Here is a 21,601-nt window from a genome sequence, read left to right on the forward strand (position 1 = left end):
CTAAAAAATTAAGAAAACAAACTCATCAAATCAACATAAATCTTAAAAATTCGCTTATCACCAAGACGAGAACCTAATTTTTTCTGAATCTCAGAATAATACCAAAAAACTTCTTCACGAGAACCATTAAGCTTACCCCAAATATCAACACCACACAACAAATCCTCTCTAATAGATAACAAAGTAGAAACCTTATCAGCACAAAAAACAAGAAGCTCATCATCACTAGCAGAATCAAGCTTAGCAATAGAAAGAGACTTACGCACCTTCCAAGAACTCACAAGCTCTTCCTTAGTAGAATCATGATTATTACCCAGTTCAGTACAAAACTTAACCAAAGAAAAAACGCGCTCACCAAACTCCTCCCTAAGACCATCCTCAGAATAAGAAGTATCCTCCAAAGTATCATGAAGAATACCAGCACAAATAACTTCATCATCACTCGTTTCATACATCAAATACTTAGCAGTATCAACCAAATGAACAAAATAAGGAGCACCATTACCCTTCCTAACCTGAGACTTATGCAAATCATAAGCCCTAACCAAAGCGCGCTGAATTAAATCCATAAAAAAAACAAATAAACAAAGAACTTTAAAATATTTACTAAAATACTAACTAAAAAACAATTCATAATCAAGAAACGCTTCAAATTGCTTACTCGCAACATTAGAAACCAAACTAGGAACAACCATAAATTCTTCAAAAGAACTATTACCAATAAAACCCTCACTCAAAAGACTATAAGAAACCACGACACAATTATTAAAAAACAAATCATACCCTGAATTCTTACCAAACAAAGAAAAATCAACAACGGAATCATTCAAATAATCATGACCTAAATAATCATAAAACAAAAATTCCGCGACGCGAATACTATCAACAAAATCACCCCTAACAAAAATCGCAGAATCATAATCAGCAATATAATTCTGAACAGAATCCACTTCACGAATCCAAGAATTAAAAGAACTAAAATTACTCAAAACACTAATAGGAACCTCAGAAAAAACAACCTTAGAAGACTGCCAAGAAAAATAAAACCAAGAACCATTATTACTAAACAACAAAGCAGTATGACCAAAACCCAAAGCACCACTAGACGCAGTCAAAATTACGACGCCATCATCACCATCATAATAATCAAAAAAAGAATCATCAGAATAAAATAACAGTCCATGAACAACACCACAAAGAAAACCAAAAAAAACAAACACCAAAACAAAAAACCTAAACCTACCACTACGACGATTCCTAAACATAAACAACAAAAAAAACAAACACAATATAAAACCATCGAAAAAACAAACAATTACCAAAAATATAAATAAACAAACCAATTCCTAATAAATAAATGATGAACAACAAACAAATAGGTATAATAATAACGAGTTTCGCGTTTCTTCTAGCCTTAGTAATATATTTCTTCAACAGAGCACTATCACAAATCGTGAATACGTCTTGCGACCACGGACCAACATGTCCTATGTGGGGATCAATAACATTCCACACAAATCTAACAATTGCACTAACAATCATAGTATTACTAATAGGACTATATTTAGTATTTTTCGGAGAAAAAATTAAACAAGAAAAAAAACAAAAAACAAAAACTACAATACCTAAAAACTTAGAACCAGAAGAAAAACAAATAATGCAAATAATAATAAAAGAAAACGGCACGATGTTCCAGTCAAAAATAGTAGAAGAAACAAAACTAAACAAAGTAAAAATTACAAGGATATTAGACAAACTAGAAGGAAAAGGATTAATAGAAAGAAAAAGACGCGGAATGACGAACGTAGTAATTCTAAAACACAAATAAAGAATTCTAAAAAAATAAATGAAACTAGTTTCACCTTTTCATTAATAAAGCGTTTCAATTTACTAAACAAGATGAAACCAATAAAAAAACAATTCAAAAATAAAGTAGAACAAAAAACGACTTTTCCAGTATATGGAATGACTTGTCAAACATGCAAAGACAAAATAGAACTAAATTTACTAAAAATTAAAGGAATAAAAAACGTTAAAGCAAACCTAAAAAAACAAGAAGTACAAATAACACATGAAGAAAACATAACAAAAAAAGAAATAAAAAAAACCATAGAGAATACAGGATATACAACAAAAAAAGAAAATGCGACAAGAAAAGGAATAATCTACGGACTAATTCCACACGTAGGATGCATAGCATTCATATTAGCGGCAATTCTAGGAGCAACGTTCTTCATGAATTTATTCAGACCTCTGCTAATGAAATCATACTTCTTTTATGCACTAATAGGAATATCAATAATATTCGCAACATTATCTGCGCTAACATACTTAAAAAATAATAATTTACTGAACATAAAAGGAATCCGAAGACAAAAAAAATACTTAGCAACACTATACGGAACAACAATAATAATAAATCTCGCATTATTCCTACTAATATTTCCATTAACCGCAAATTTAGCATCAGCAAGAACATCAACAGCAACAGAAAACTCAGCAAGTCTAGAATTAAATGTAATAATACCTTGTGCAGGACACGCCCCCCTAATAATAAATGAATTAAACCAAGAAAAAGGAATACAAGAAGTAAAATATACCTTCCCCTATAAATTCGTAATAAAATATGATGACGAAATAACAAATCCAGAAAAAATAGTAGAAGCGCAAATATTCAAAGAATTTCCAGCAACATAAAAAATAATGAAAAAATGAAAAAAACATACGAAGTAAAAGGCATGCACTGCGCCCACCAGTTCCCTCGTGGACGTGCTGTTATTATAGGACGTGAAGTCCTATACCTCTTTTTGGAGTAATCAGATTAGAGAATAAAAATGAAAAAAACATACGAAGTAAAAGGCATGCACTGCGCATCATGCGTAAATACAGTACAAAAAAGCAGTCTCGGCGTTGAAGGAATAAAGGAAGCCAGAGTTAATCTCGCAACGAATAAATTATACGTAGAAGGAAAATACGACGAAGAAGAATTAAAAAAAGCAATCAAGAAATCAGGCGGATACGAAATACAAAAAGAGACAAAAAAAAATGAAATAGAAAAAGAAGACCAAGAAATGCGAACAGCAAAAAACAAGATGCGAAACGCATGGATATTCACGGCACCAATAGCCTTGCTCATGATATTCCACATGATATTCATGGATCACGTATCCATGCAATTAATGATGTACGTGAACTGGACATACATACTATTTTCAATACCAGTAATATTTTACTTCGGAGGATACGTAATAAAATCAGGAATTATTTCTATTAAATATTTATCATTCAACATGGACTCATTAATAATGCTAGGAACACTAGTTGCATTCTTAACAGGACCATTGAGCTTATTTACAACCATAGAAAATTACGCAGCAATAGGTGCAATGATAATGGCATTCCACTTAACAGGCAGATACATAGAGACAAAAGCAAAAGGAAAATCAAGCCAAGCAATCAAGAAATTATTAACGCTTGAAGCTAAAAAAGCAACAATCCTAAAAGACGGAGAAGAACAAGAAATAGATGCTAGTGAAATCAAAAAAGGAGACGTACTAATAGTAAGACCAGGCGAAAAAATACCAACAGATGGAACCATAATAAAAGGAGAAACAAGCATAGACGAATCCATGATGACGGGCGAGAGCATACCTGTAGAAAAAAAAACAGGAGACAAAGTAATAGGAGCAACAATAAATCAAGACGGAATAATACACATAAAAGCAGAAAAAATAGGCAAAGACACATTCCTCAGCCAAATAATAAAAATGGTAGAAGAAGCACAATCATCAAAAGTACCAATACAAGAATTCGCAGACAAAATCACAAGCGTATTCGTACCTGTAGTACTATTAATAACTGCCATAACAATAATAGCGTGGCTCACATTCCCACAAGTACTAAGAAGCGTAGCGGAATTATTCACATTTATACCATGGATAAATCTTAACGTAAGCAACTTATCACTCGCAATATTCGCCGGAATCGCGGTACTCGTAATAGCATGCCCCTGCGCATTAGGATTAGCAACACCAACAACACTAATGGTCTCAACAGGGATGGGAGCAAACAGAGGAATACTAATAAGAAAAGGAGAAGCCATACAAACACTAAAAGACACAAAAATAATAGTATTTGACAAAACAGGAACAATCACGAAAGGAAAACCAGAAGTTACAAACATAAAAACATACTCTGTTACGGAAAACGAATTACTAGAAATTAGCGCGAGCGCAGAAAACAATTCAGAACACCCAATCGCAAAAGCAATCGTGAATTATGCAAAAAACAAAAAAATAAAATTGCAAGAAACACAAAAATTCCTAATAATAAGAGGAAAAGGACTCGAAGCAAAAATAAACAATAAAGAAATAATAATAGGAAACAAAAAATTAATGCAAGAAAAAAACATCAATTACTCAGAGGAAGAAAAAGACATAGAAGCCCTTGAAAACGAAGGAAAAACAACTATGATAGTTGCAAGAGACAAAAAAATAATAGGACTCATAGCGGTAGCAGACACAATAAAAGAAGACTCACAAAAAACAATACAAGAACTAAACAAAAAAGGATACACAACAATAATGCTAACAGGAGATAACGAAACAGTCGCAAAAAGCATAGCAAAACAAACAAACATACAAAAAGTAATCGCAGAAGTCCTACCAGACGAAAAAGCAAACACAATAAAAGAATTGCAAAAACAAGGATACGTCGCATTCATAGGAGACGGAATAAACGACGCACCCGCACTAAAACAATCAAACATAGGAATAGCAATAGGAACAGGAACAGACATCGCAATAGAAACCGCAGACATAATACTAGTACAAGGAAAACTCGAAGGAGTAATCAAAGCAATAAACCTAAGCAAAGAAACATTCAAAAAAATACGACAAAACATGTTCTGGGCACTAGCCTACAATGTAATCGCGATACCATTAGCAATGATAGGAATATTACACCCAGTCATAGCCGAAATAGCGATGGCGGCATCATCAATAAGCGTCATAACGAACGCGAACCTACTCAAACGAAAAAAAATATAGAGGTAAAAAAATGGGAAAAAGAAAAACAAAAAATTATCAAAAAAAAGACAACACACCTTATATAGTAGGAGGAGTAATGATAATAATAACAACAATACTAGTTATTGCAATAATACAATCAACAAACAAAACAACGAACGAAACAGGAGAATTTGACGAATTCGCCAAATGTCTAACAGAACAAGGAACAATATTTTATGGAACAGAATGGTGCGGATTCTGCCAACAACAAAAAGCACTTTTTGGCGCATCCATGCAACACATAAACTTCATAGATTGCGACCAAAACAGAAATCTTTGCTCTAGCGAAGGAATCACAGGATACCCAACATGGAAAATCAAAGAACAACTATATCCCGGAGTACAACAACTAACAAGACTATCAGAAATAAGTGGATGTGAACTATTCGCATAAAACTTTTTTTTTAAACATATATTTCAAAAAAAAAAACAAGTCGAGGTGAAAACATGAAAACAATATGGATAGCAACAATACTCGTTGCAATAGTAATAGCTAGCGGAGCAATATTTGCTTCAGCACAAACACCAAAAACAGAAATAGAACAAAAAGAAATAAAAACGAATACGTACCAAGAACCATGTGAAGCAACAAATTGCAATTGTCAAGGCACCTGCGGAGGAACTTGCAACATTAAAAGTTGTGGTTGCAGAAAATAAACAATAACTTTTTTTATTTTTTTTCACAAACATAATTATTAGAAACATAACTATAATCATGACTTAACAAATTAGCCTTATCTAAAAAACGAAGCCTAGGATGAATCAAAGAAACAAAAGAAAAATCAGGATGAACATCGTAACTAGGAACCATAAAAAAATCAATACCATGCTTCTTAGCAGAATCAAGATCAACCACGCTATCACCAATAAAAACACATTCCTCTCTTCTCAAACCATGATCCTTTAATATTTCTGACAAGTTCTTAACAACACGAGAAATCTTACCATATTTAACATCATCATAAAGCTCTTCAAAAACATGATTAGAACCAGAATAAATACTATTAATGTACTTATCAGTACCATTTAACATTTTTCTAATCTGAAAATTATCAGTATCACTAGAAATAATCACGGAACCAATAGAAGAATAACACCTAACAAAATCATCAATACCTTTTCTTAAAACAGTTTCTTCATAACAAAAATTAGTAGTATCCGCCGAAGAATCAATATGTCCATTTTTTTTAATTCTAGAAACATCTAAATCACCTTCACTAACAAAAGTACCCATAAAATCCATTATTACAGCTCTAACACTCAAAGGAACAACTACTTTATCCGTGAACGCATCGTAAATCTTCGTAAAAATTCACCTATTTAAAACAAAATTATGAAAAACAAGATATATAAACATTTCGATTAAGTAATCACGTAAAAGTAAAAAATAATAAAAATATATCAAAACTTTTTTTAAACAAAACAAATTACTAAAAAAAATGTTGTACATGATAGGCTTAGGATTAGGAAACGAAAAAGACATAACGCTTCAAGGATTAGAAGCAATAAAAGAATCGGACTACGTATTCTACGAAAATTACACATCTATATCTTCGAATCTGAAAGGATTACAAGAACTAACAAAAAAAGAATTCATATTATCAGATAGAAACCTAGTAGAATCAAATTCAGAATCAATCTTAGAAAAGGCCATAAAACAAAAAGTTTCCTTTTTAGTAATAGGAGATGTGTTCGGAGCCACAACTCACACAGATTTATTTTTGAGAGCAACAAAAAAAGGAATAAAAATAAAAATCATAAACAACGCATCAATAATCAACGTTGTAGGAAATACAGGACTAGAACTATACAGATTCGGACAAACAACGAGCATAGTATTCGATGATGATAATTGGTTACCAGATACGCCTTATAATGTAATAAAAAACAACAAAGAAAAAGGACTACACACGCTTTGCTTACTAGATATAAAAACAGCGGAACCAAGCACAGAGAATTTAAGAAAAGGAATAAACAAACCAGAACCCGCAAGATTCATGACTATAAACCAAGGAATAGAAATCCTAGAAAAACTAGAACAAAAAAATAAACAAAACATAATAAACAAAGATACACAAATAATAGGAATAGCAAGAATAGGAACAAACACACAAATAATAAAACCAGGAACAATAGAAGAACTAAAAAAACAGGACTTCGGCGAACCACTACACAGCATAATAATACCAGGAAACATGCACGACATAGAAAGAGAAATGCTAGAATACTACAAAAACAACCAAAACGTTTATTAATGAAACATTCATCCTGAAAAAAAGGTTAAGTTCAATGAAAAAATCACAAAGACAAAAAAGAAGAGAAAAGTATAAAAAACCACAACTAACCAAGAAAGAAATCACAAAAAAAGTACCACAAAAAACTTTCTACGATAAGAATTACAAAAAACTAATAATAATACCTGCTCTACTATTACTAATAGCGATTCTACTAATAACTATGAAAATAATAAACACAGGTGAATTCATAAATAAAGGAATAACACTAAGCGGAGGAGTATCCGTAACAGTAATTAAAGAAAACATAAACAAAGAAACACTACTACAAGACCTAGAACAAGAATTCCCAGAATACCAAATAAACATAAGAGGAATAGATGATTCAGGAAGAAGAATAGGTGTATTAATAGAAACAAATTTACCACCAGAAAACAAAGAAGAAGCAAACAAATTCAACGAATTAATAAAACAAAAAACAAACGCGTCAAACCAAGATATAAGCACAGAAACAATAGGATCATCACTAGGAGATGCGTTTTTCAAACAAACATTAATAGCAGTAATACTAGCATTCATATTTATGGGCGCAGTAATATTCATGTATTTCAAATTAGTAGTTCCTAGCGCACTAACAATACTATCAGCACTATCAGACATAATAATAACACTAGCCGTAGTAAACGTACTAGGAATAAACATAGGAACTGCGGGAATAGCAGCATTCCTGATGCTAATAGGATACAGCGTAGACGCAAACATAGTACTAAACATGCGCGTAATAAAAAGAACAACAGGAACAATACCTGAACAAATAAAAAGCGCATTCAGCACAGGACTAACAATGAGTGTGACAACACTAATCGCTATAACAGTAGCATTCATAATAGTTGATTCGCCAGTACTAAAAGAAATAATGCTAATACTAATAATAGGCCTAATAGTAGACGTACTAAACACGTGGATACAAAACGCGGGACTACTAAGATGGTACCTAGAAAAAAAAGAACAAAAAAATTAAAATGAACAAACTACGAAGAATAATAAGGAACAAAAGAGTAATCATACTAATAATAGCTTTACTGCTAGCAGTTCTATTCATAAGACCAGTATTCCAAGAAGGAGTAGCAATAAGATCCGTAACAAAAGACAGCGCGGCAGCAGAAGCAATACCGACCCGAGTACCTAATCCTGCGCCTGCAGTAAGACCAGTAAACAGAGAAGTAATAACATCAATAAACAATGAAAAAATACACACAGTCCTAGAATATTATGAAGCAATAGAAAAAATAGAACCAGGACAAACATTCACGTTACAAACAAACAAAGGAACATATTACATAACACAAAAACTAATAAACAAAACAATCATTGAAAACGAACAAGAAATAACAATACAAGAATACCAAGAAATAGGATTAAATGTTTATCCAAGACCAAAAAATAACATAAGAACAGGAATAGATATAGAAGGCGGAACCCGCGTATTACTAGAACCACAAGAACCAATAAGCTCAGAAGACCTAGACATGACGGTAAGAGGAATGGAACAACGCCTAAACGCTTACGGATTAAGCGACATAAGCGTAAGAAGCACATCAGATTTATTCGGAAACGTATACGTATCAGCAGAAATACCAGGCGTAAACGAAGACGAAGTCACAGAATTATTATCACAACAAGGAAAATTTGAAGCAAAAGTAGGACAAACACCTGTATTCCTAGGCGGAGAAAGAGACATAGTCTTTGTGTACACATCAGGAGAAAATTCAAGAATAACAAGTTGCTCAGCACAAGCAGGCGAACACTTCTGTGGATTCGAATTTGGCATAACATTAAGCCAAGACGCAGCAAGAAGAATGGCTGCAGCCACTCAGAACTTAACAACATTAGGTATAGGAAACGAAGGATACTTATCAGAAAACTTAACATTAATACTAGATGATGAAGTTATGGATGAACTAAGAATATCATCCAGCCTAAAAGGACAAGTAGTAACATCAATAAGAATAACAGGTTCAGGATCAGGTTCAACAGAAAAAGAAGCAAGAGCAAACACATTAAGAGAAATGAGGAACTTACAAGCAATACTATCAACAGGGAGCTTACCAGTAAGATTAGAAGTAGTTAAAACAGACTCTATAAGCCCGGCACTAGGCGCAGGATTCATAAAAAACGCAGTAATAGCGGGCATATTCGCAATAATAGCTGTGTGTGCAATAATTGCAATAAGATACAAAGAATGGAGAATAACAATACCTATAATAATAACGATACTATCAGAAGTAATACTAATACTAGGATTCGCAGCACTCATAGGATGGAGAATGGATATCGCGGCGATAGCAGCAATAATCATCGCGGTAGGATCAGGAGTAGACGATCAAATAATAATAAGTGACGAAACACTAAAAAGAAAAAAACAAAAATCAAAAGAAGAAACAGAATCATGGAAAAAAAGAGTAGCAAGAGCATTCTTCATAATAATGGCTGCGTACTTTACACTAGCAGTAGCAATGATACCATTACTATTTGCAGGAGCAGGACTACTAAAAGGATTTGCACTCACAACAATAGTAGGAATAAGCATGGGGGTGTTCATAACAAGACCAGCATTCGCACAAGTACTTGAAATAATAATAGACGAATAAAAAAAAACTTTTTTTTGAGTTGCAAAACAAATGGAAAAAACAGAAACACCAAGATTTCCTTTAATAGACATGTACAAACAAGATATTTCTATAACACTAAATGACTTAATAAAATACGTAAAGAACCCAATAAATAACATGTCAGAAGAACTAAGAAGAAATAAAGACTACGAAGTATTACAAAATTCAACAATTAAACAATTAGAAAAAATAGTTCAACAATACGACATGAAACAAAACCAAGAACTAAACTGCGCAACGTTTCAAGGAAAAAGAATAAGCACAGTAATAAACAATTATGATAGAGGACTGTGCGAGATAATATCAAGAGTTGTAGGAAAAGGAGTAACAAATTTTTTACAAAACAACCACGTAAACGGCAGCACAAAGTATGCCGCGAAAAATAACAAAAAAGTTTCTTAAAACACAAAAAATAGAAAACCATATTAAAACAGAAACATTACCAATTCTAATGAAAAACCAAATAGAGCTAATGGCGCCAGCAGGATCATGGGAATCACTACGCGCAGCGATACAAGCAAAAGCAGATTCAGTCTATTTCGGAATAGACAAAATGAATATGAGAGCACGCGCAGCAAATAACTTTCAAATAAAAGACATAAAAAAAATAATGAAGATTCTTCATGAAAACAACATGAAAGGATACTTAACTCTGAACATAGTGGTTTACGACGACGAATTAAAAGAAGCTAAAAAAGTTCTAAAAGAAGCCAAACTCGCGAAAGTAGACGCAATAATAGCATCAGACCTAGCAATAATAACAGAAGCAAAAAAACAAAGCTTAAACGTTCATTTAAGCACACAAGCAAACATCTCAAACACTGAAGCAATAAAATTCTACTCAAACTACGCAGACACAATAGTTCTAGCAAGAGAATTAACACTGAAACAAATAAAAAAAATAAATGATGAAATAAAAAAACAAAAAATAACCGGACCAAATAAAAAATTAATAAAAACAGAAGCATTCATACACGGAGCACTATGCATAGCCATATCAGGCAAGTGCTACATGAGCTTAGCAACTTACGGACATTCAGCAAACAGAGGAGATTGTTTACAAACATGCAGAAGAAAATACAAAGTACTAGATGAAGAAACAGGACAAAAACTAAGGTTAGAAAACGAATACGTAATGTCTCCAAGCGACTTATGCACCATAACTATTCTAAAAAGAATAATAGAAACAGGAATCTCAATCATGAAAATAGAAGGAAGAGGAAGAAGCCCAGAATACGTATACGAAGTAACCAAGACGTACAGAGAAGCACTAGAATTAATAAAACAAAACAAATACACAGAAGAAACAGCACAGAAATTAAAGAAAAACTTAGAAAAAGTCTTCAACCGCGGATTCTGGGAAGGAGGATACTACTTAGGCACAAAAATAAACGAATGGTCCAACACTTACGGCTCAAAAGCCACACAAACAAAACAACTAGTAGGAAAAATCATTAATTACTACGAAAAAAAAGAAGTAGCATCAATACTCGTAGAATCAACACCATTCAAGAAAAAAGACCAAATCTTAATAATAGGACCAACAACAGGAATAGTGAACTTTGTTTGCGACGAAATACAACAAGAAAATCAAACAATAGAAAAAGCAAACAAAAACGAGTTAGTATCAATAAAAGTGCCTTGCAAAATAAGAAAAAACGACAAAGTATACGTAATCAAGAAAAAAAATATTTACTAAAGAATAAAATATATAAAATAAATCAAGTTCTTAAAAACAAAAGGGCTTGTGGTCTAGTGGCTATGACATCCGCTTGACTCGCGGAAGATCCCCAGTTCGACTCTGGGCAGGCCCATCAAAAAAAAATGATACAATTAGTAGAAACCCTATTAACAACGGAAGTCCACGGAAACATGGTACAAGACTACTTAGTAGCCTTATTAATAATGACCTTAATATTCTTAGGACTCACATTAATCTCCTATTTATTCAAAAAAATACTAAAAAAAATAGATAAAAAAAACCCAGAAAAACAATTATTCTTCCTAAAAATAATGGAAGCATTCACATGGCCTTTGTTCTTAGTTATAGGACTAAGTATTGCGTCAGTATCCTTAGAAAGAACAGAAATAGTATCAAAGATTTTAAGATACGCTTTAGCAATAATAATAACAGTATACATAACGAAAATAGTAATAAAAATAATTAATTATGTGTCTTCAAAACTAATAGAAAGAAATAAAGACGAAAATGGAAAAGACCCAGCAGCGATAGAAATAAGCGCAAAACTATTATCGATAGCAGCGTGGATAATAGCAATAATAGCGATACTAACAATGTTCCAAGTAAATCTAGGAACAATAATAACAGGATTAGGACTTGCAAGCGTAGCTATAGCATTCGCTTTACAAAACGTGCTATCAGACGTATTCGCATCAATATCAATATATTTTGACAAACCATTCGGAAAAGGAGACTTCATCAGTACAGGAACAGACATGGGCTTCGTACAAAAAATAGGAATAAAATCCACGAGAATAAAAACATTGAACGGAGAAGAACTCATCATTTCTAACAGAGAACTAACAGAATCAAGAGTAAGAAACTTCAGACACATGGAAAAAAGACGCGTAGCACTCGAAGTAGGAGTACAATACGATACGCCTGTAGAAAAATTGCAAAAAATACCAAAAATAATAGAAAAAATACTAAACAAAATAGAATCCGCGGAATTATCAAGAGCTCACTTCAAAACATTCACAGATTCAAACATGCAATTCGAAGCAATATACTTCATAAAAAATAAAAATTATCAACTATACATGGACACACAACAAACAGTGAACTTAGAATTAGTAAAAGCATTTAGAAAAGAAGGAATACAATTCGCATTTCCAACAAGAACTATACACATGTACCAAGAAAAAAAGAAAAAGAAAAAATAATTATTTAGATTCAACCCATCTCTTAACTTTACCACATCTCGAACATTTCTTTTTAACATCATAAACACTAGATTTGAAACCATGACTAACTCTAACAGGATTATTCCAAGAATGAATACCTAACCAACAAAACCACTTTAACATCAAAATCACCACTAACGTTGCTTAAATTCAGGCTTAGAATCCAAAAAAAGCTTTAACTGATTATCAATCTTAGGCTTAGCCCGCTTACCAAGCTTATAATAAGTCTTCTCAGCTTCAGTACCCCAAGAAAAATCACCATGCTCTTTCTGAATTTCCGCGATTTCAAATTCATCAGTTTCAAGACCTTTTTTCAAATGATAATAAATAGCACGAAGAGTAACAGGAGCATAAACGTTCTTATAAACCTTATAAATATGATATCCATGAGCAGAACCAAGAAAATAAAGAATTTCTATCATGTTCTGCCTTACTTTACTACCGATAGGTCTGCCTCTAACCATACAAATTCATTGATTTACACGTTTAAAAACTTTTCTAAATTAACTTCAATAATGAAAATAATTGATTTTGAAACTACTCGTGAATGAAAAAATATATAAGATAAAACGATTTAACCAACACAATAAACAACAAAAAAACAATTTGAGGGTGCTAAATGAACAAAAAAAACAAACTCCAACTAATAATTATATCAATACTAATAATCTTACTTGCTAACATAACAGTGGCAGAAACGCCAACAATAAAAGAATACCAAAAAGAAAACACGTACGTATTAGCACCACAACAAAACATAGAAACAACAATAAACGGAGACTTATTCTTATTAACAGCAGAATCAAACATAGAAGGAACAATAAACAAAGACTTAAACGCGATATCCTCAAAAATAAACATACAAGGAATAATAGGAGACGACTTAAGAATCATAGCAATGGAAACAAAACTAAACGTTTACGTATTCAACGAACTAAGAATAATAACAGATAAAATAGAAACAAGCAACACAACAATAATAAACGGAAAAACAACAATAAAAGCAACAAACGCAAAAATCCAAGGAACATACAACGAAGACGTAACAATAAACACACAAAAACTAGAATTAAACGCGATCATAAATGGAAATGCTAAACTCACAGGACAAATAATAATAAATCCAGAAACAAGAATTAACGGAAACCTAGAAGTAACAAAAGGAACTAACATACCAGAAAACGTCGTAAAAGGAACAATAACATACACAGAAAAACCAAGAATAACAACAAAAGAACTACTACTAGGAAAAATAACACTATTACTAATCATAATAATACTGGCAGCACTAATACATATTACACTACAAAAACCAACAGACAAAATAATAGAAACAACAACACAAAAACCAATAAAAACACTACTAATAGGAATACTAACAATAATACTATTACCAACAATCTCATTAATATTACTAATATCAGTAATAACAGCACCAATAGGACTACTACTAATCCTAGGACTAATGGCTGTACTAATAATAACGCCGGCATTCACAGCTCTACTAATAGGAAAACAAATAATGGAAATGATAAGACCAAGAAGAGAAATAAGATTAGAAATACTAATAGGAGCACTAACATTAGTAATGCTAAGCTTCATACCAGGATTCATGATACTAGCAACAATACTATTCTACGCATTACTAACAGGAACAACTATTTTACTGCTTATACCAAAAAGAAAAAAGAAAGCAAAAAAATCAAAAAAAAAGAAATAAAAACAAATGAAACTAAACAAAACCCTCAGCTTAATAATGGCTTTGTATTTAACCTATTCTTGTTCAACACAACAAAACATACCAATAAAAAAAACAGAAAACAAAGAAGAACAAAGAAAACAAGAAATAATAACAGACATATTAAACTTTAAAGGACAAGACACAATACTTTTTAATAACTACAAAAAAGAAATAAAACTAACAAGACACGAAGACAGATACGTCTTGTATTCCAGGGATTTGTATTATGACGAAGACTTCTTAATTAAAACAATGAACAAATCATTAGAAGAACTAAGAAACCAACCAAGCTACGACATAGAACTAGCAAGAAAATACGTAGAAATAAAAAACATAACAAAAAACAGAGACATAACCAAAGATGACTTGCCAATAAAACAAATAATACAAGAACTAATAACTCCACAAAGACTTCTAAAATATAACATAGAAAAATACGTGGACGCAATAATAACACTAGAACCAGAATCAAACATAGCAAATGATTACGCAGTACATGGAGGTGCGAGAAATCACTTAATACAAATAAAAAACACAGCACAAGAAATGTCACAACAACAAAACAACAAAGAATTAGAAACACTAATAAAAGAACTAGAACAAAGATTAGAACTAAATCAAAGAGACACAAAAAATAACAACCAAGAATTATACCGAGGAATATACAAAGCAACAAACCAAGAAGGAAAACAAGTATACGTAGTAGTGGCAGAAATAACAGACCCAAAAAAAGGCGAAATCGCAAGAGAATTCACAGCAATAAATACCGCAACAGAAACATTCCTAAAGTATTCATTAGAAGTATTAACAGAACAAGCAAAAATAAAAAGAAGAAACAAATTAATGTTCGAAATACAACAAAGACCAACAATAACACAAAGACGAAACGACGTTTACGAAATAACCATGATATTCCACAAAGTAGGAACACAAAAACAAAACCAAGCAATACTAGAAAGCATCAAGAAAACATATGATTTACAAAAAGAAACACAAGGAAAATACATAAACACAAAATATGTGCCAAACACAAAAAAATTCAGAATTAAACAAAAAAAATAAAATCACTTAAAATTAACAATATTAAGATCAACACCATACTCTTTCTTAAACGACCAAAAATTACTATAAATAGCAGGCAAAGCAAAAATATCAAAAACACGAGCTCTTAACTCCAAATCAGTATCATTAATGTAAAGATCATTTTTAACAGAAAAAATCAATTCATTACGAATAAATTCTCTACCAAACAAATTCTTCTTTTTAACATCTTTAAAAATATAAGTTTCAGGAACAGAATCTAAATCAAAAATATTAGAGTAAGCAAGAGAATGAGTCAAACAACAAACATTTTTATCAGGAACAAAAAAATCAACATAAAAAGAATCACTAGAAGAACTTTGTAAATCAACAACTATGTTATTCATCACGTCACTTAAATCTTTACTGAACTTTTCCCTATCAATTCTAGATTTTTTAATTTTTGCAAACGCATTCATGAAATTAAGAATCAAAAACAATATATAAACTTTTCTTTTTTTACCACTGAAAGGTTTCAACAAACTAATTATTGGGTGAAAACCGAAAAACCTCTGAATATTCACACGAAGAAGTTATTAAAAACAAAAACAAACAAAAAAATCATGAAAAAAAACTACTTAACAATTCTTATAATCATAATCACAATTTTAACAATAAATACTTCAGCAGAAACCATAACTAGAGACGTAGAAATAAAAATAATACTAGAAAACCCCGAACCAAACCAAAACCACACAAAAATATTCAAAGTAGAAAACCTAGATCACGAAACAGGAACAACTGACTTACTACACTTCTTCATAAACGCAACAATAAAAAATAACGAAACCAAAAAAGAATGGAACACTACAAGAACAATAAACAAATACACAGAAACAGGACTAGGAACAATAAACCTAGAACCAGGAAAATACGAATTATGCGTAGAACTCACACCCCTAAACTTTGAAGATACTAATTTAAGCAACAACAAAGATTGCAAAAACATAACAACAACAGAGTTAAAACCAATAAATGAAACAACCGAAGAAAACAACGAAGAAACACCAATAATAAACGAAACAAAAAATATGTGTGACTGCAAACTAGAAATCATAACAGAAAAAAACATATACGAAAACGGAGAAACAATAAGCTTCATCATAAAAGACTGCTCAAACACAACCAAATACGAAGAAGAAATAGAATACTGGGTAGAAAACATATTTGGAGAAATAACAAAAAACAAACTAGAAACAACAACGAAAACACCAAAATCATACACTCCAAGAATACAAGAATCAGAAAAAACATTTCTAATAAAAACAAAAATAAACAATTGCACACAAATCCACAAAAAAATAATAACAATAAGAAACCAAGAAGAACAAGAACCAAAAAACACAAACATAGAAATAACAACACAAAAAGAAGCAAAACCAGGAGACATAATAATTTTAGAATTAAAAGGATACAAAGCAAAAACCCTGAAAACACTAATAAATATACAATTAGAATTACAAGGAAAAAAACAATCAGAAACACTAAAAGTATATGTACAAAAACAAAACACTGATTTTCACTTAAGAATACCATTCCAAATACCAACAAAATTACCAGAAGGACTAAAAGAATACGAAATAACCGCGGAAGGACTAGACACACAAAACACCACTATGATAATAATTAACAAAGAAGAAAAAGAACCAGAAACAAAAATAAACAATTTATACACAAGAAAACAAAAATTCGAAGAAGACATAAACATAATAATAAGCTGGGAAGGACCAGAAAACACAAAACTAAGAATAACAACACAAAAAGAAACAAAACTAATAGAACTAACAACGAAAACAGAAACAATACCAATAAGAATTAAAAAACACAACGAAACAATCATAGCAGAACTAATAACGAATGAAGAAACAAAAGACATACAAATACTACAACTAAACTTAGAAAACAACGAAGAAGAACAAGAACAACCAAAAATAGGCATAAAAGAAGAATCAGAAGAACAAAAAATCATAATGAACAATCAAGAACTAATAACAATACTGGAACAACAAGAACAACAAAAAGCAGAAATAAAAGAAGAATCAGAAGAACAAAAAACTATAACAGCAAAAACAACAATGACACAAAACCAAATAAAAGAAAACCAAAAACAAATAATATTCATAATCATAACAACGATATCGCTACTAATATTATTCAAACAAGAAATAAAAAAATCAATACAAAAAATAACAAAAACTAAATCCTAAAGAATTTATCACCTTTCTTATCAAGAGTTTTCTCCTTAATCATAGCCTCAAGAACAGGAATAATACCTTCCTCAGAAATACCAACAGCCTTACCAATATCAGAAGAAGTCATCTCTTCACCACGCAAAGCAAGAAGAACAGCGTTCCTCATCAAAGCATTAAAATTAACCAACAAACCCTTAGACTCAGACTTAGCCTGCACCGTGTTCATATTATTCTGATGAAGCTGAGCCAACAATTCACCCATAAAATCAGACAAATCCTTATCCTTCATCACCACTTCCTTAGGAGCTTTAACCTCAATAGAAGCAGGAGAAAAATTAAAACCTATCCAAGACAATAAATTAACGTCTTTAATAAGCATCTCAGCCTCACAAAAAGTACCCCATAAACCATCGCCAGCATCCTCAGCGTCACCATAATCCTCCTTAAAAACATTAACACCCTTATTACTCTTAACGCCTTCCATGACCTTACGAACCATGGCCTCAACGTGCTCCTTAGGATTACCAACGACCTCAAACAAAACATTAATATGCAAATAACCTTGCTCCACGAATTCCTTAATTTCTTTTGATTTCATAAAACAACAAGAAACTCTTATTACTTAAAAACGTTTTGGCTAATAAATAAAACCAATAAAAAAGTTTAAAAACAAAGAACTCATCTCATGATTCATGGAAGACTGGAAAAAAATAGAAGCACTACTATTCGCATCAGGAAAATACATAACAGAAGAACAACTCATAACGCTATCAAAAATACCAAAAAACAAAATAAAAAAAGCACTAACAGACCTAAAAAACAAATACGAAGAAAACAACACTAGCCTAACAATATATAACGAAGCAGACGCGTGGAAACTAAACGTAAAAGAAGAATACACAGAAATAATAAAAGAAGTAGTATCAGACGCAGAAATGCCTCGCGCAGTAATGGAAACACTAGCAATAATAGCATATAAAAGCCCAGTTCTACAATCAGAAATAAAAGACATAAGAGGAACAACGTCTTACGATCACATAGCCCTACTAGAAGCAAAAGGATTCATAAACAGAGAAAGACAAGGAAGAAGCTACAAAATAAGACTAACCACGAAGTTCCACGAATACTTCGACATAGACGGAGACTCAAAACTAGCAGAACTATTCAAAGACGTCAAGAAACCAGAAAAACTAGGAAACCTAGAAGTATACGAAGAAAAAGACGAAAAAGAAGACAAAGAATTCGACGACAAAATAACTGAAAGAATGAAAAAACTAGAAAAAACCAATGAAGACGAAGAACAAGAAAACAATTTCCTAAACGAATTCGAAGAAAAATTCGAAAAAACCAAACAAAAAATAGACGAATCAGAACAAGACATACAAAGCTTCAGAAAAAGAACAGACGAAGACACAGAACAAATATTCAAAGAAAAACAAGAACAAGAAGAAGAAACAATAGGAACAACAAAATCCAAACAAATATTCGAAGAAAACCAAGAAGACGAAGAACAACAAGAAAACCAAGAAGATAAAGAAGAAAATGAAGAAACAGGACCCGAATTCTTAAAAAAAATAAATCAACAAATCGACGACCTAATAGGCACAAACACAGAACAACAAAACGAAGAAAACGAAGAACAAGAAAATGCAAAAGAAAATGATATTGTTAAAGAAAATCAAGAAGACGAAGATCAACACAAAAAAATAAAATAAAAAATATTCTAAGACTCAGTAATCAGTAGTGCAATAAACAGAACAATCAGGACTTGTAAGAACATTATTGCAAGTATTATCCCAACACTCCATACACATATTAGTCCAATAAGTACGAGTTTGACCTCCGCCATCTATACACCTATGACTACAATCTAATAATTCAACACATTCAACACAAGAATAACTAACACATCGACTATAAGTAAGACTTAAACAATTACTATCACTACAACACTCTATGGTGTATGGAGTTACATCAGAAGGCGCGTTGTTCAAAAAACTACTCCACTCACCACTACTACCAGTAGGAACAAACAAATTTTGACCATGAAAACTAACAAGCCTACGAAAATTCCCATGATAGCACCAATAATTATTAGTAGTCCCAGTATTTAATGTACAACAAGCCTGACTAAAAACAACAGATAAAGTACCCAAAACAATTAATAAGAATAAGGATATCAACAAAATTTTTCTTTTCTTCTTAAACATAAAAGTAATCAGTTCTTGAATATATAAAAACTTTTTTATTTTAAAAATTCCTAAAAAATAATTCAACTATTTATTTTCAATACATTATCAAAACTAATCAAAAACAAATACACTTTATTATTAATAATTATCATATTCTTCTCTAGAACCCCACTCATAAACATCCAAAAGATAAGACTCCTTATTAGATAAAGAATCATAATCACTAAGATAACCAATACGCTCTATGAAAATATCATTACGCTCATCCTCCAAAAGCATAAACTCATTATAAGACCAACCATAATGATTAACCTTGAATTCACCATCCTCATAATAAAAATACCTAGGCTCATCAACCTCTTCCAAATAACCAAGACCCCTAAAAAAAACAACGGCGCCATAACCCTTATCTTCCTCAGAAACATTATACTCATAAACAACTAATTGACCAGAATAACAATTCCTAACAGCAATAAGAAAAAACAACCGTAACAACTCATACTCAGAACCCTCCCTCGCATTATAAACATCCACGGGCTTACTCAAATTAAAAATATCAGAATCAACAACAGAAAAATTAGAATTAATAAAACTAACAATCTTACTAATATTATCATAAACCAAAACTTCCTCCAAAAAATCCTCTTCCTCAGAACTAATCAGTCTATAAAAACGACAAAAATCCTCTTCCTCAACCACGGAACTACTAGAAGAACTACTAGAACTAAAAAAAGACACAATCTTAGAAACAAGACTATTCTCCTCTTCAACCATTTCCTTGAACCTATCAGCTTCACCAATATCAACGAACCTATCCAAAACAACAACATCAAAATCATTACTAACATACAACTTATTATTATCATAAATCCTTACATTAGTCCTCCAAACACCAACCTCTTTACCAATAATCCTAACAAAATTCTCATGAACACCAAAAGAAAAACCATCACTACTCTTAACACTAAAAGTCAAACCATCACCAACAACGAAATCACTCATATCAATATAAGCAACTTCACCAATCCTAACAACAAAATCAGGAATAGGACCTAAAAAAACCAAGTTATCAATAGAAACATTAACAAAATCACCCTTAACCTTGTTCTTATTCAAAAAAACATAAAGCACACTATCCTCAAAAATAAAAGCACAACCACTAATAAACAAAACAAAAACTAACAAGAAAACCAAAAAATACCTCTTAACAAAAAAATCACTCATAACAAAAAACATAACCTTTTATTTATTTAAGCTTTTTCATTACAAAAACACAAAAAAACTAAGACTCAAATTTACCTTCCAACTTCTCTAAACGCTCACTCAACTCCTTAACAGCCTCAATCAAAGGAGCCACGAGGTTTCCGTATTGTATTGATTTGTGGCTGTTTTTTGGGGTGTTTACTATTTCAGGAAATACTTTTTCTACGTCTTGTGCTATTAGTCCTATTGATTCTTCGTTGTTTTGTTTCCATTTGAATTTTATTCCTTCAATT

General features: G+C 31.7%; 25 protein-coding genes and 1 tRNA gene. 16 read left to right on the forward strand and 10 right to left on the reverse strand.

From position 1 onward, the window contains the following. Positions 1-8: 8 nt before the first annotated feature. The gene (locus tag KO361_06135) at positions 9-569 is read right to left on the reverse strand and encodes an HD domain-containing protein (GenBank protein ID MCC7575143.1); all 561 of its coding nucleotides are present in this window, start codon (positions 567-569) and stop codon (positions 9-11) included. Positions 570-614: 45 nt separating this feature from the next. Then, on the reverse strand, positions 615-1,265 hold the full coding sequence (locus KO361_06140) for a hypothetical protein (protein MCC7575144.1): 651 nt from the start codon (positions 1,263-1,265) through the stop codon (positions 615-617). A 92-nt stretch (positions 1,266-1,357) separates the two neighbouring features. Between KO361_06140 and KO361_06145 the strand changes: the two genes are divergently transcribed. The 5 genes from KO361_06145 to KO361_06165 all read left to right on the forward strand — a co-directional run bounded on the left by KO361_06145 (position 1,358) and on the right by KO361_06165 (position 5,726). Next, positions 1,358-1,828: a MarR family transcriptional regulator gene (locus KO361_06145; protein MCC7575145.1), complete on the forward strand. Its 471-nt coding sequence runs from the start codon at positions 1,358-1,360 to the stop codon at positions 1,826-1,828. Positions 1,829-1,899: 71 nt separating this feature from the next. Then, positions 1,900-2,697, forward strand: coding sequence for a cation transporter (locus tag KO361_06150; protein ID MCC7575146.1), 798 nt, complete (start codon positions 1,900-1,902; stop codon positions 2,695-2,697). A gap of 137 nt (positions 2,698-2,834) precedes the next feature. Further along, complete coding sequence (locus tag KO361_06155) at positions 2,835-5,048, forward strand: heavy metal translocating P-type ATPase (GenBank protein ID MCC7575147.1); 2,214 nt, start codon at positions 2,835-2,837, stop codon at positions 5,046-5,048. 10 nt (positions 5,049-5,058) lie between these two features. Next, entirely contained in the window at positions 5,059-5,463 is a 405-nt protein-coding gene (locus tag KO361_06160; protein MCC7575148.1) for a hypothetical protein, read from the forward strand. 53 nt (positions 5,464-5,516) lie between these two features. Then, positions 5,517-5,726, forward strand: coding sequence for a hypothetical protein (locus KO361_06165; GenBank protein MCC7575149.1), 210 nt, complete (start codon positions 5,517-5,519; stop codon positions 5,724-5,726). 13 nt (positions 5,727-5,739) lie between these two features. Here the strand turns inward: KO361_06165 and KO361_06170 are convergent, their stop codons facing one another. After that, positions 5,740-6,312 (reverse strand): HAD family hydrolase, encoded by a 573-nt coding sequence (locus KO361_06170; GenBank protein ID MCC7575150.1) that lies wholly within the window; start codon positions 6,310-6,312, stop codon positions 5,740-5,742. A gap of 196 nt (positions 6,313-6,508) precedes the next feature. On the opposite strand from KO361_06170, the gene dph5 reads away from it, so the two are divergent. From dph5 to KO361_06205, 7 genes are all read left to right on the forward strand, one after another. Further along, positions 6,509-7,324: a diphthine synthase gene (dph5, locus tag KO361_06175; protein ID MCC7575151.1), complete on the forward strand. Its 816-nt coding sequence runs from the start codon at positions 6,509-6,511 to the stop codon at positions 7,322-7,324. 34 nt (positions 7,325-7,358) lie between these two features. Then, positions 7,359-8,324, forward strand: a complete 966-nt coding sequence (locus tag KO361_06180; protein ID MCC7575152.1) for a protein translocase subunit SecF — start codon at positions 7,359-7,361, stop codon at positions 8,322-8,324. A 1-nt stretch (position 8,325) separates the two neighbouring features. Then, complete coding sequence (locus tag KO361_06185) at positions 8,326-9,954, forward strand: MMPL family transporter (GenBank protein ID MCC7575153.1); 1,629 nt, start codon at positions 8,326-8,328, stop codon at positions 9,952-9,954. Between the two features lie 30 nt (positions 9,955-9,984). Continuing rightward, positions 9,985-10,377: a hypothetical protein gene (locus KO361_06190; protein MCC7575154.1), complete on the forward strand. Its 393-nt coding sequence runs from the start codon at positions 9,985-9,987 to the stop codon at positions 10,375-10,377. A 49-nt stretch (positions 10,378-10,426) separates the two neighbouring features. Beyond that, a complete protein-coding gene (locus KO361_06195; protein ID MCC7575155.1) occupies positions 10,427-11,674 on the forward strand; it encodes a U32 family peptidase in 1,248 nt (415 codons plus the stop codon). Between the two features lie 42 nt (positions 11,675-11,716). Next, a tRNA-Val gene (locus tag KO361_06200) sits at positions 11,717-11,789 on the forward strand. A 10-nt stretch (positions 11,790-11,799) separates the two neighbouring features. Beyond that, complete coding sequence (locus KO361_06205) at positions 11,800-12,879, forward strand: mechanosensitive ion channel family protein (protein ID MCC7575156.1); 1,080 nt, start codon at positions 11,800-11,802, stop codon at positions 12,877-12,879. Here KO361_06205 and KO361_06210 read toward each other — a convergent pair whose 3' ends face one another. Beyond that, complete coding sequence (locus tag KO361_06210) at positions 12,880-13,023, reverse strand: hypothetical protein (GenBank protein ID MCC7575157.1); 144 nt, start codon at positions 13,021-13,023, stop codon at positions 12,880-12,882. It abuts the gene before it with no gap. An 11-nt stretch (positions 13,024-13,034) separates the two neighbouring features. Continuing rightward, complete coding sequence (locus KO361_06215) at positions 13,035-13,364, reverse strand: hypothetical protein (GenBank protein ID MCC7575158.1); 330 nt, start codon at positions 13,362-13,364, stop codon at positions 13,035-13,037. Positions 13,365-13,519: 155 nt separating this feature from the next. On the opposite strand from KO361_06215, the gene KO361_06220 reads away from it, so the two are divergent. Beyond that, positions 13,520-14,620 carry a hypothetical protein gene (locus KO361_06220; GenBank protein MCC7575159.1) on the forward strand — a complete coding sequence of 367 codons (1,101 nt, stop codon included), beginning with the start codon at positions 13,520-13,522 and terminating at the stop codon, positions 14,618-14,620. A gap of 6 nt (positions 14,621-14,626) precedes the next feature. Then, complete coding sequence (locus KO361_06225) at positions 14,627-15,703, forward strand: hypothetical protein (GenBank protein MCC7575160.1); 1,077 nt, start codon at positions 14,627-14,629, stop codon at positions 15,701-15,703. A gap of 2 nt (positions 15,704-15,705) precedes the next feature. On the opposite strand, the gene KO361_06230 is transcribed toward KO361_06225, so the two are convergent. Continuing rightward, positions 15,706-16,140 carry a hypothetical protein gene (locus KO361_06230; protein ID MCC7575161.1) on the reverse strand — a complete coding sequence of 145 codons (435 nt, stop codon included), beginning with the start codon at positions 16,138-16,140 and terminating at the stop codon, positions 15,706-15,708. 144 nt (positions 16,141-16,284) lie between these two features. Here KO361_06230 and KO361_06235 point away from each other — a divergent pair, with 144 nt between their 5' ends. Further along, entirely contained in the window at positions 16,285-17,928 is a 1,644-nt protein-coding gene (locus tag KO361_06235) for a hypothetical protein (GenBank protein MCC7575162.1), read from the forward strand. Here KO361_06235 and KO361_06240 read toward each other — a convergent pair. Continuing rightward, on the reverse strand, positions 17,918-18,511 hold the full coding sequence (locus tag KO361_06240; GenBank protein ID MCC7575163.1) for a hypothetical protein: 594 nt from the start codon (positions 18,509-18,511) through the stop codon (positions 17,918-17,920). The genes KO361_06235 and KO361_06240 overlap by 11 nt on opposite strands. 94 nt (positions 18,512-18,605) lie before the next feature. On the opposite strand from KO361_06240, the gene scpB reads away from it, so the two are divergent. Further along, the gene (gene scpB, locus KO361_06245) at positions 18,606-19,628 is read left to right on the forward strand and encodes an SMC-Scp complex subunit ScpB (protein ID MCC7575164.1); all 1,023 of its coding nucleotides are present in this window, start codon (positions 18,606-18,608) and stop codon (positions 19,626-19,628) included. Positions 19,629-19,643: 15 nt separating this feature from the next. Here the strand turns inward: scpB and KO361_06250 are convergent, their stop codons facing one another. The 3 genes from KO361_06250 to KO361_06260 all read right to left on the reverse strand — a co-directional run. Then, positions 19,644-20,123 (reverse strand): hypothetical protein, encoded by a 480-nt coding sequence (locus KO361_06250; protein ID MCC7575165.1) that lies wholly within the window; start codon positions 20,121-20,123, stop codon positions 19,644-19,646. 120 nt (positions 20,124-20,243) lie between these two features. Continuing rightward, positions 20,244-21,329 carry a hypothetical protein gene (locus KO361_06255; protein MCC7575166.1) on the reverse strand — a complete coding sequence of 362 codons (1,086 nt, stop codon included), beginning with the start codon at positions 21,327-21,329 and terminating at the stop codon, positions 20,244-20,246. A 58-nt stretch (positions 21,330-21,387) separates the two neighbouring features. After that, a partial coding sequence (locus KO361_06260) for a tail fiber domain-containing protein (GenBank protein MCC7575167.1) occupies positions 21,388-21,601 on the reverse strand: 214 nt, incomplete at its 5' end.

The sequence above is a fragment of the Candidatus Woesearchaeota archaeon genome, from assembly GCA_020854775.1.
Taxonomy (GTDB): domain Archaea; phylum Nanobdellota; class Nanobdellia; order Woesearchaeales; family 21-14-0-10-32-9; genus 21-14-0-10-32-9.

Bases quoted from the DNA above. Each gene is read 5' to 3' on its own strand.
- KO361_06135 (MCC7575143.1), bottom strand. From the start codon at position 569: ATGGATTTAATTCAGCGCGCTTTGGTTAGGGCTTATGATTTGCATAAG.
- KO361_06140 (MCC7575144.1), bottom strand. From the start codon at position 1,265: ATGTTTAGGAATCGTCGTAGTGGTAGGTTTAGGTTTTTTGTTTTGGTG.
- KO361_06145 (MCC7575145.1), top strand. From the start codon at position 1,358: ATGATGAACAACAAACAAATAGGTATAATAATAACGAGTTTCGCGTTT.
- KO361_06150 (MCC7575146.1), top strand. From the start codon at position 1,900: ATGAAACCAATAAAAAAACAATTCAAAAATAAAGTAGAACAAAAAACG.
- KO361_06155 (MCC7575147.1), top strand. From the start codon at position 2,835: ATGAAAAAAACATACGAAGTAAAAGGCATGCACTGCGCATCATGCGTA.
- KO361_06160 (MCC7575148.1), top strand. From the start codon at position 5,059: ATGGGAAAAAGAAAAACAAAAAATTATCAAAAAAAAGACAACACACCT.
- KO361_06165 (MCC7575149.1), top strand. From the start codon at position 5,517: ATGAAAACAATATGGATAGCAACAATACTCGTTGCAATAGTAATAGCT.
- KO361_06170 (MCC7575150.1), bottom strand. From the start codon at position 6,312: ATGGATTTTATGGGTACTTTTGTTAGTGAAGGTGATTTAGATGTTTCT.
- dph5 (MCC7575151.1), top strand. From the start codon at position 6,509: ATGTTGTACATGATAGGCTTAGGATTAGGAAACGAAAAAGACATAACG.
- KO361_06180 (MCC7575152.1), top strand. From the start codon at position 7,359: ATGAAAAAATCACAAAGACAAAAAAGAAGAGAAAAGTATAAAAAACCA.
- KO361_06185 (MCC7575153.1), top strand. From the start codon at position 8,326: ATGAACAAACTACGAAGAATAATAAGGAACAAAAGAGTAATCATACTA.
- KO361_06190 (MCC7575154.1), top strand. From the start codon at position 9,985: ATGGAAAAAACAGAAACACCAAGATTTCCTTTAATAGACATGTACAAA.
- KO361_06195 (MCC7575155.1), top strand. From the start codon at position 10,427: ATGAAAAACCAAATAGAGCTAATGGCGCCAGCAGGATCATGGGAATCA.
- KO361_06205 (MCC7575156.1), top strand. From the start codon at position 11,800: ATGATACAATTAGTAGAAACCCTATTAACAACGGAAGTCCACGGAAAC.
- KO361_06210 (MCC7575157.1), bottom strand. From the start codon at position 13,023: ATGTTAAAGTGGTTTTGTTGGTTAGGTATTCATTCTTGGAATAATCCT.
- KO361_06215 (MCC7575158.1), bottom strand. From the start codon at position 13,364: ATGGTTAGAGGCAGACCTATCGGTAGTAAAGTAAGGCAGAACATGATA.
- KO361_06220 (MCC7575159.1), top strand. From the start codon at position 13,520: ATGAACAAAAAAAACAAACTCCAACTAATAATTATATCAATACTAATA.
- KO361_06225 (MCC7575160.1), top strand. From the start codon at position 14,627: ATGAAACTAAACAAAACCCTCAGCTTAATAATGGCTTTGTATTTAACC.
- KO361_06230 (MCC7575161.1), bottom strand. From the start codon at position 16,140: ATGAATGCGTTTGCAAAAATTAAAAAATCTAGAATTGATAGGGAAAAG.
- KO361_06235 (MCC7575162.1), top strand. From the start codon at position 16,285: ATGAAAAAAAACTACTTAACAATTCTTATAATCATAATCACAATTTTA.
- KO361_06240 (MCC7575163.1), bottom strand. From the start codon at position 18,511: ATGAAATCAAAAGAAATTAAGGAATTCGTGGAGCAAGGTTATTTGCAT.
- scpB (MCC7575164.1), top strand. From the start codon at position 18,606: ATGGAAGACTGGAAAAAAATAGAAGCACTACTATTCGCATCAGGAAAA.
- KO361_06250 (MCC7575165.1), bottom strand. From the start codon at position 20,123: ATGTTTAAGAAGAAAAGAAAAATTTTGTTGATATCCTTATTCTTATTA.
- KO361_06255 (MCC7575166.1), bottom strand. From the start codon at position 21,329: ATGAGTGATTTTTTTGTTAAGAGGTATTTTTTGGTTTTCTTGTTAGTT.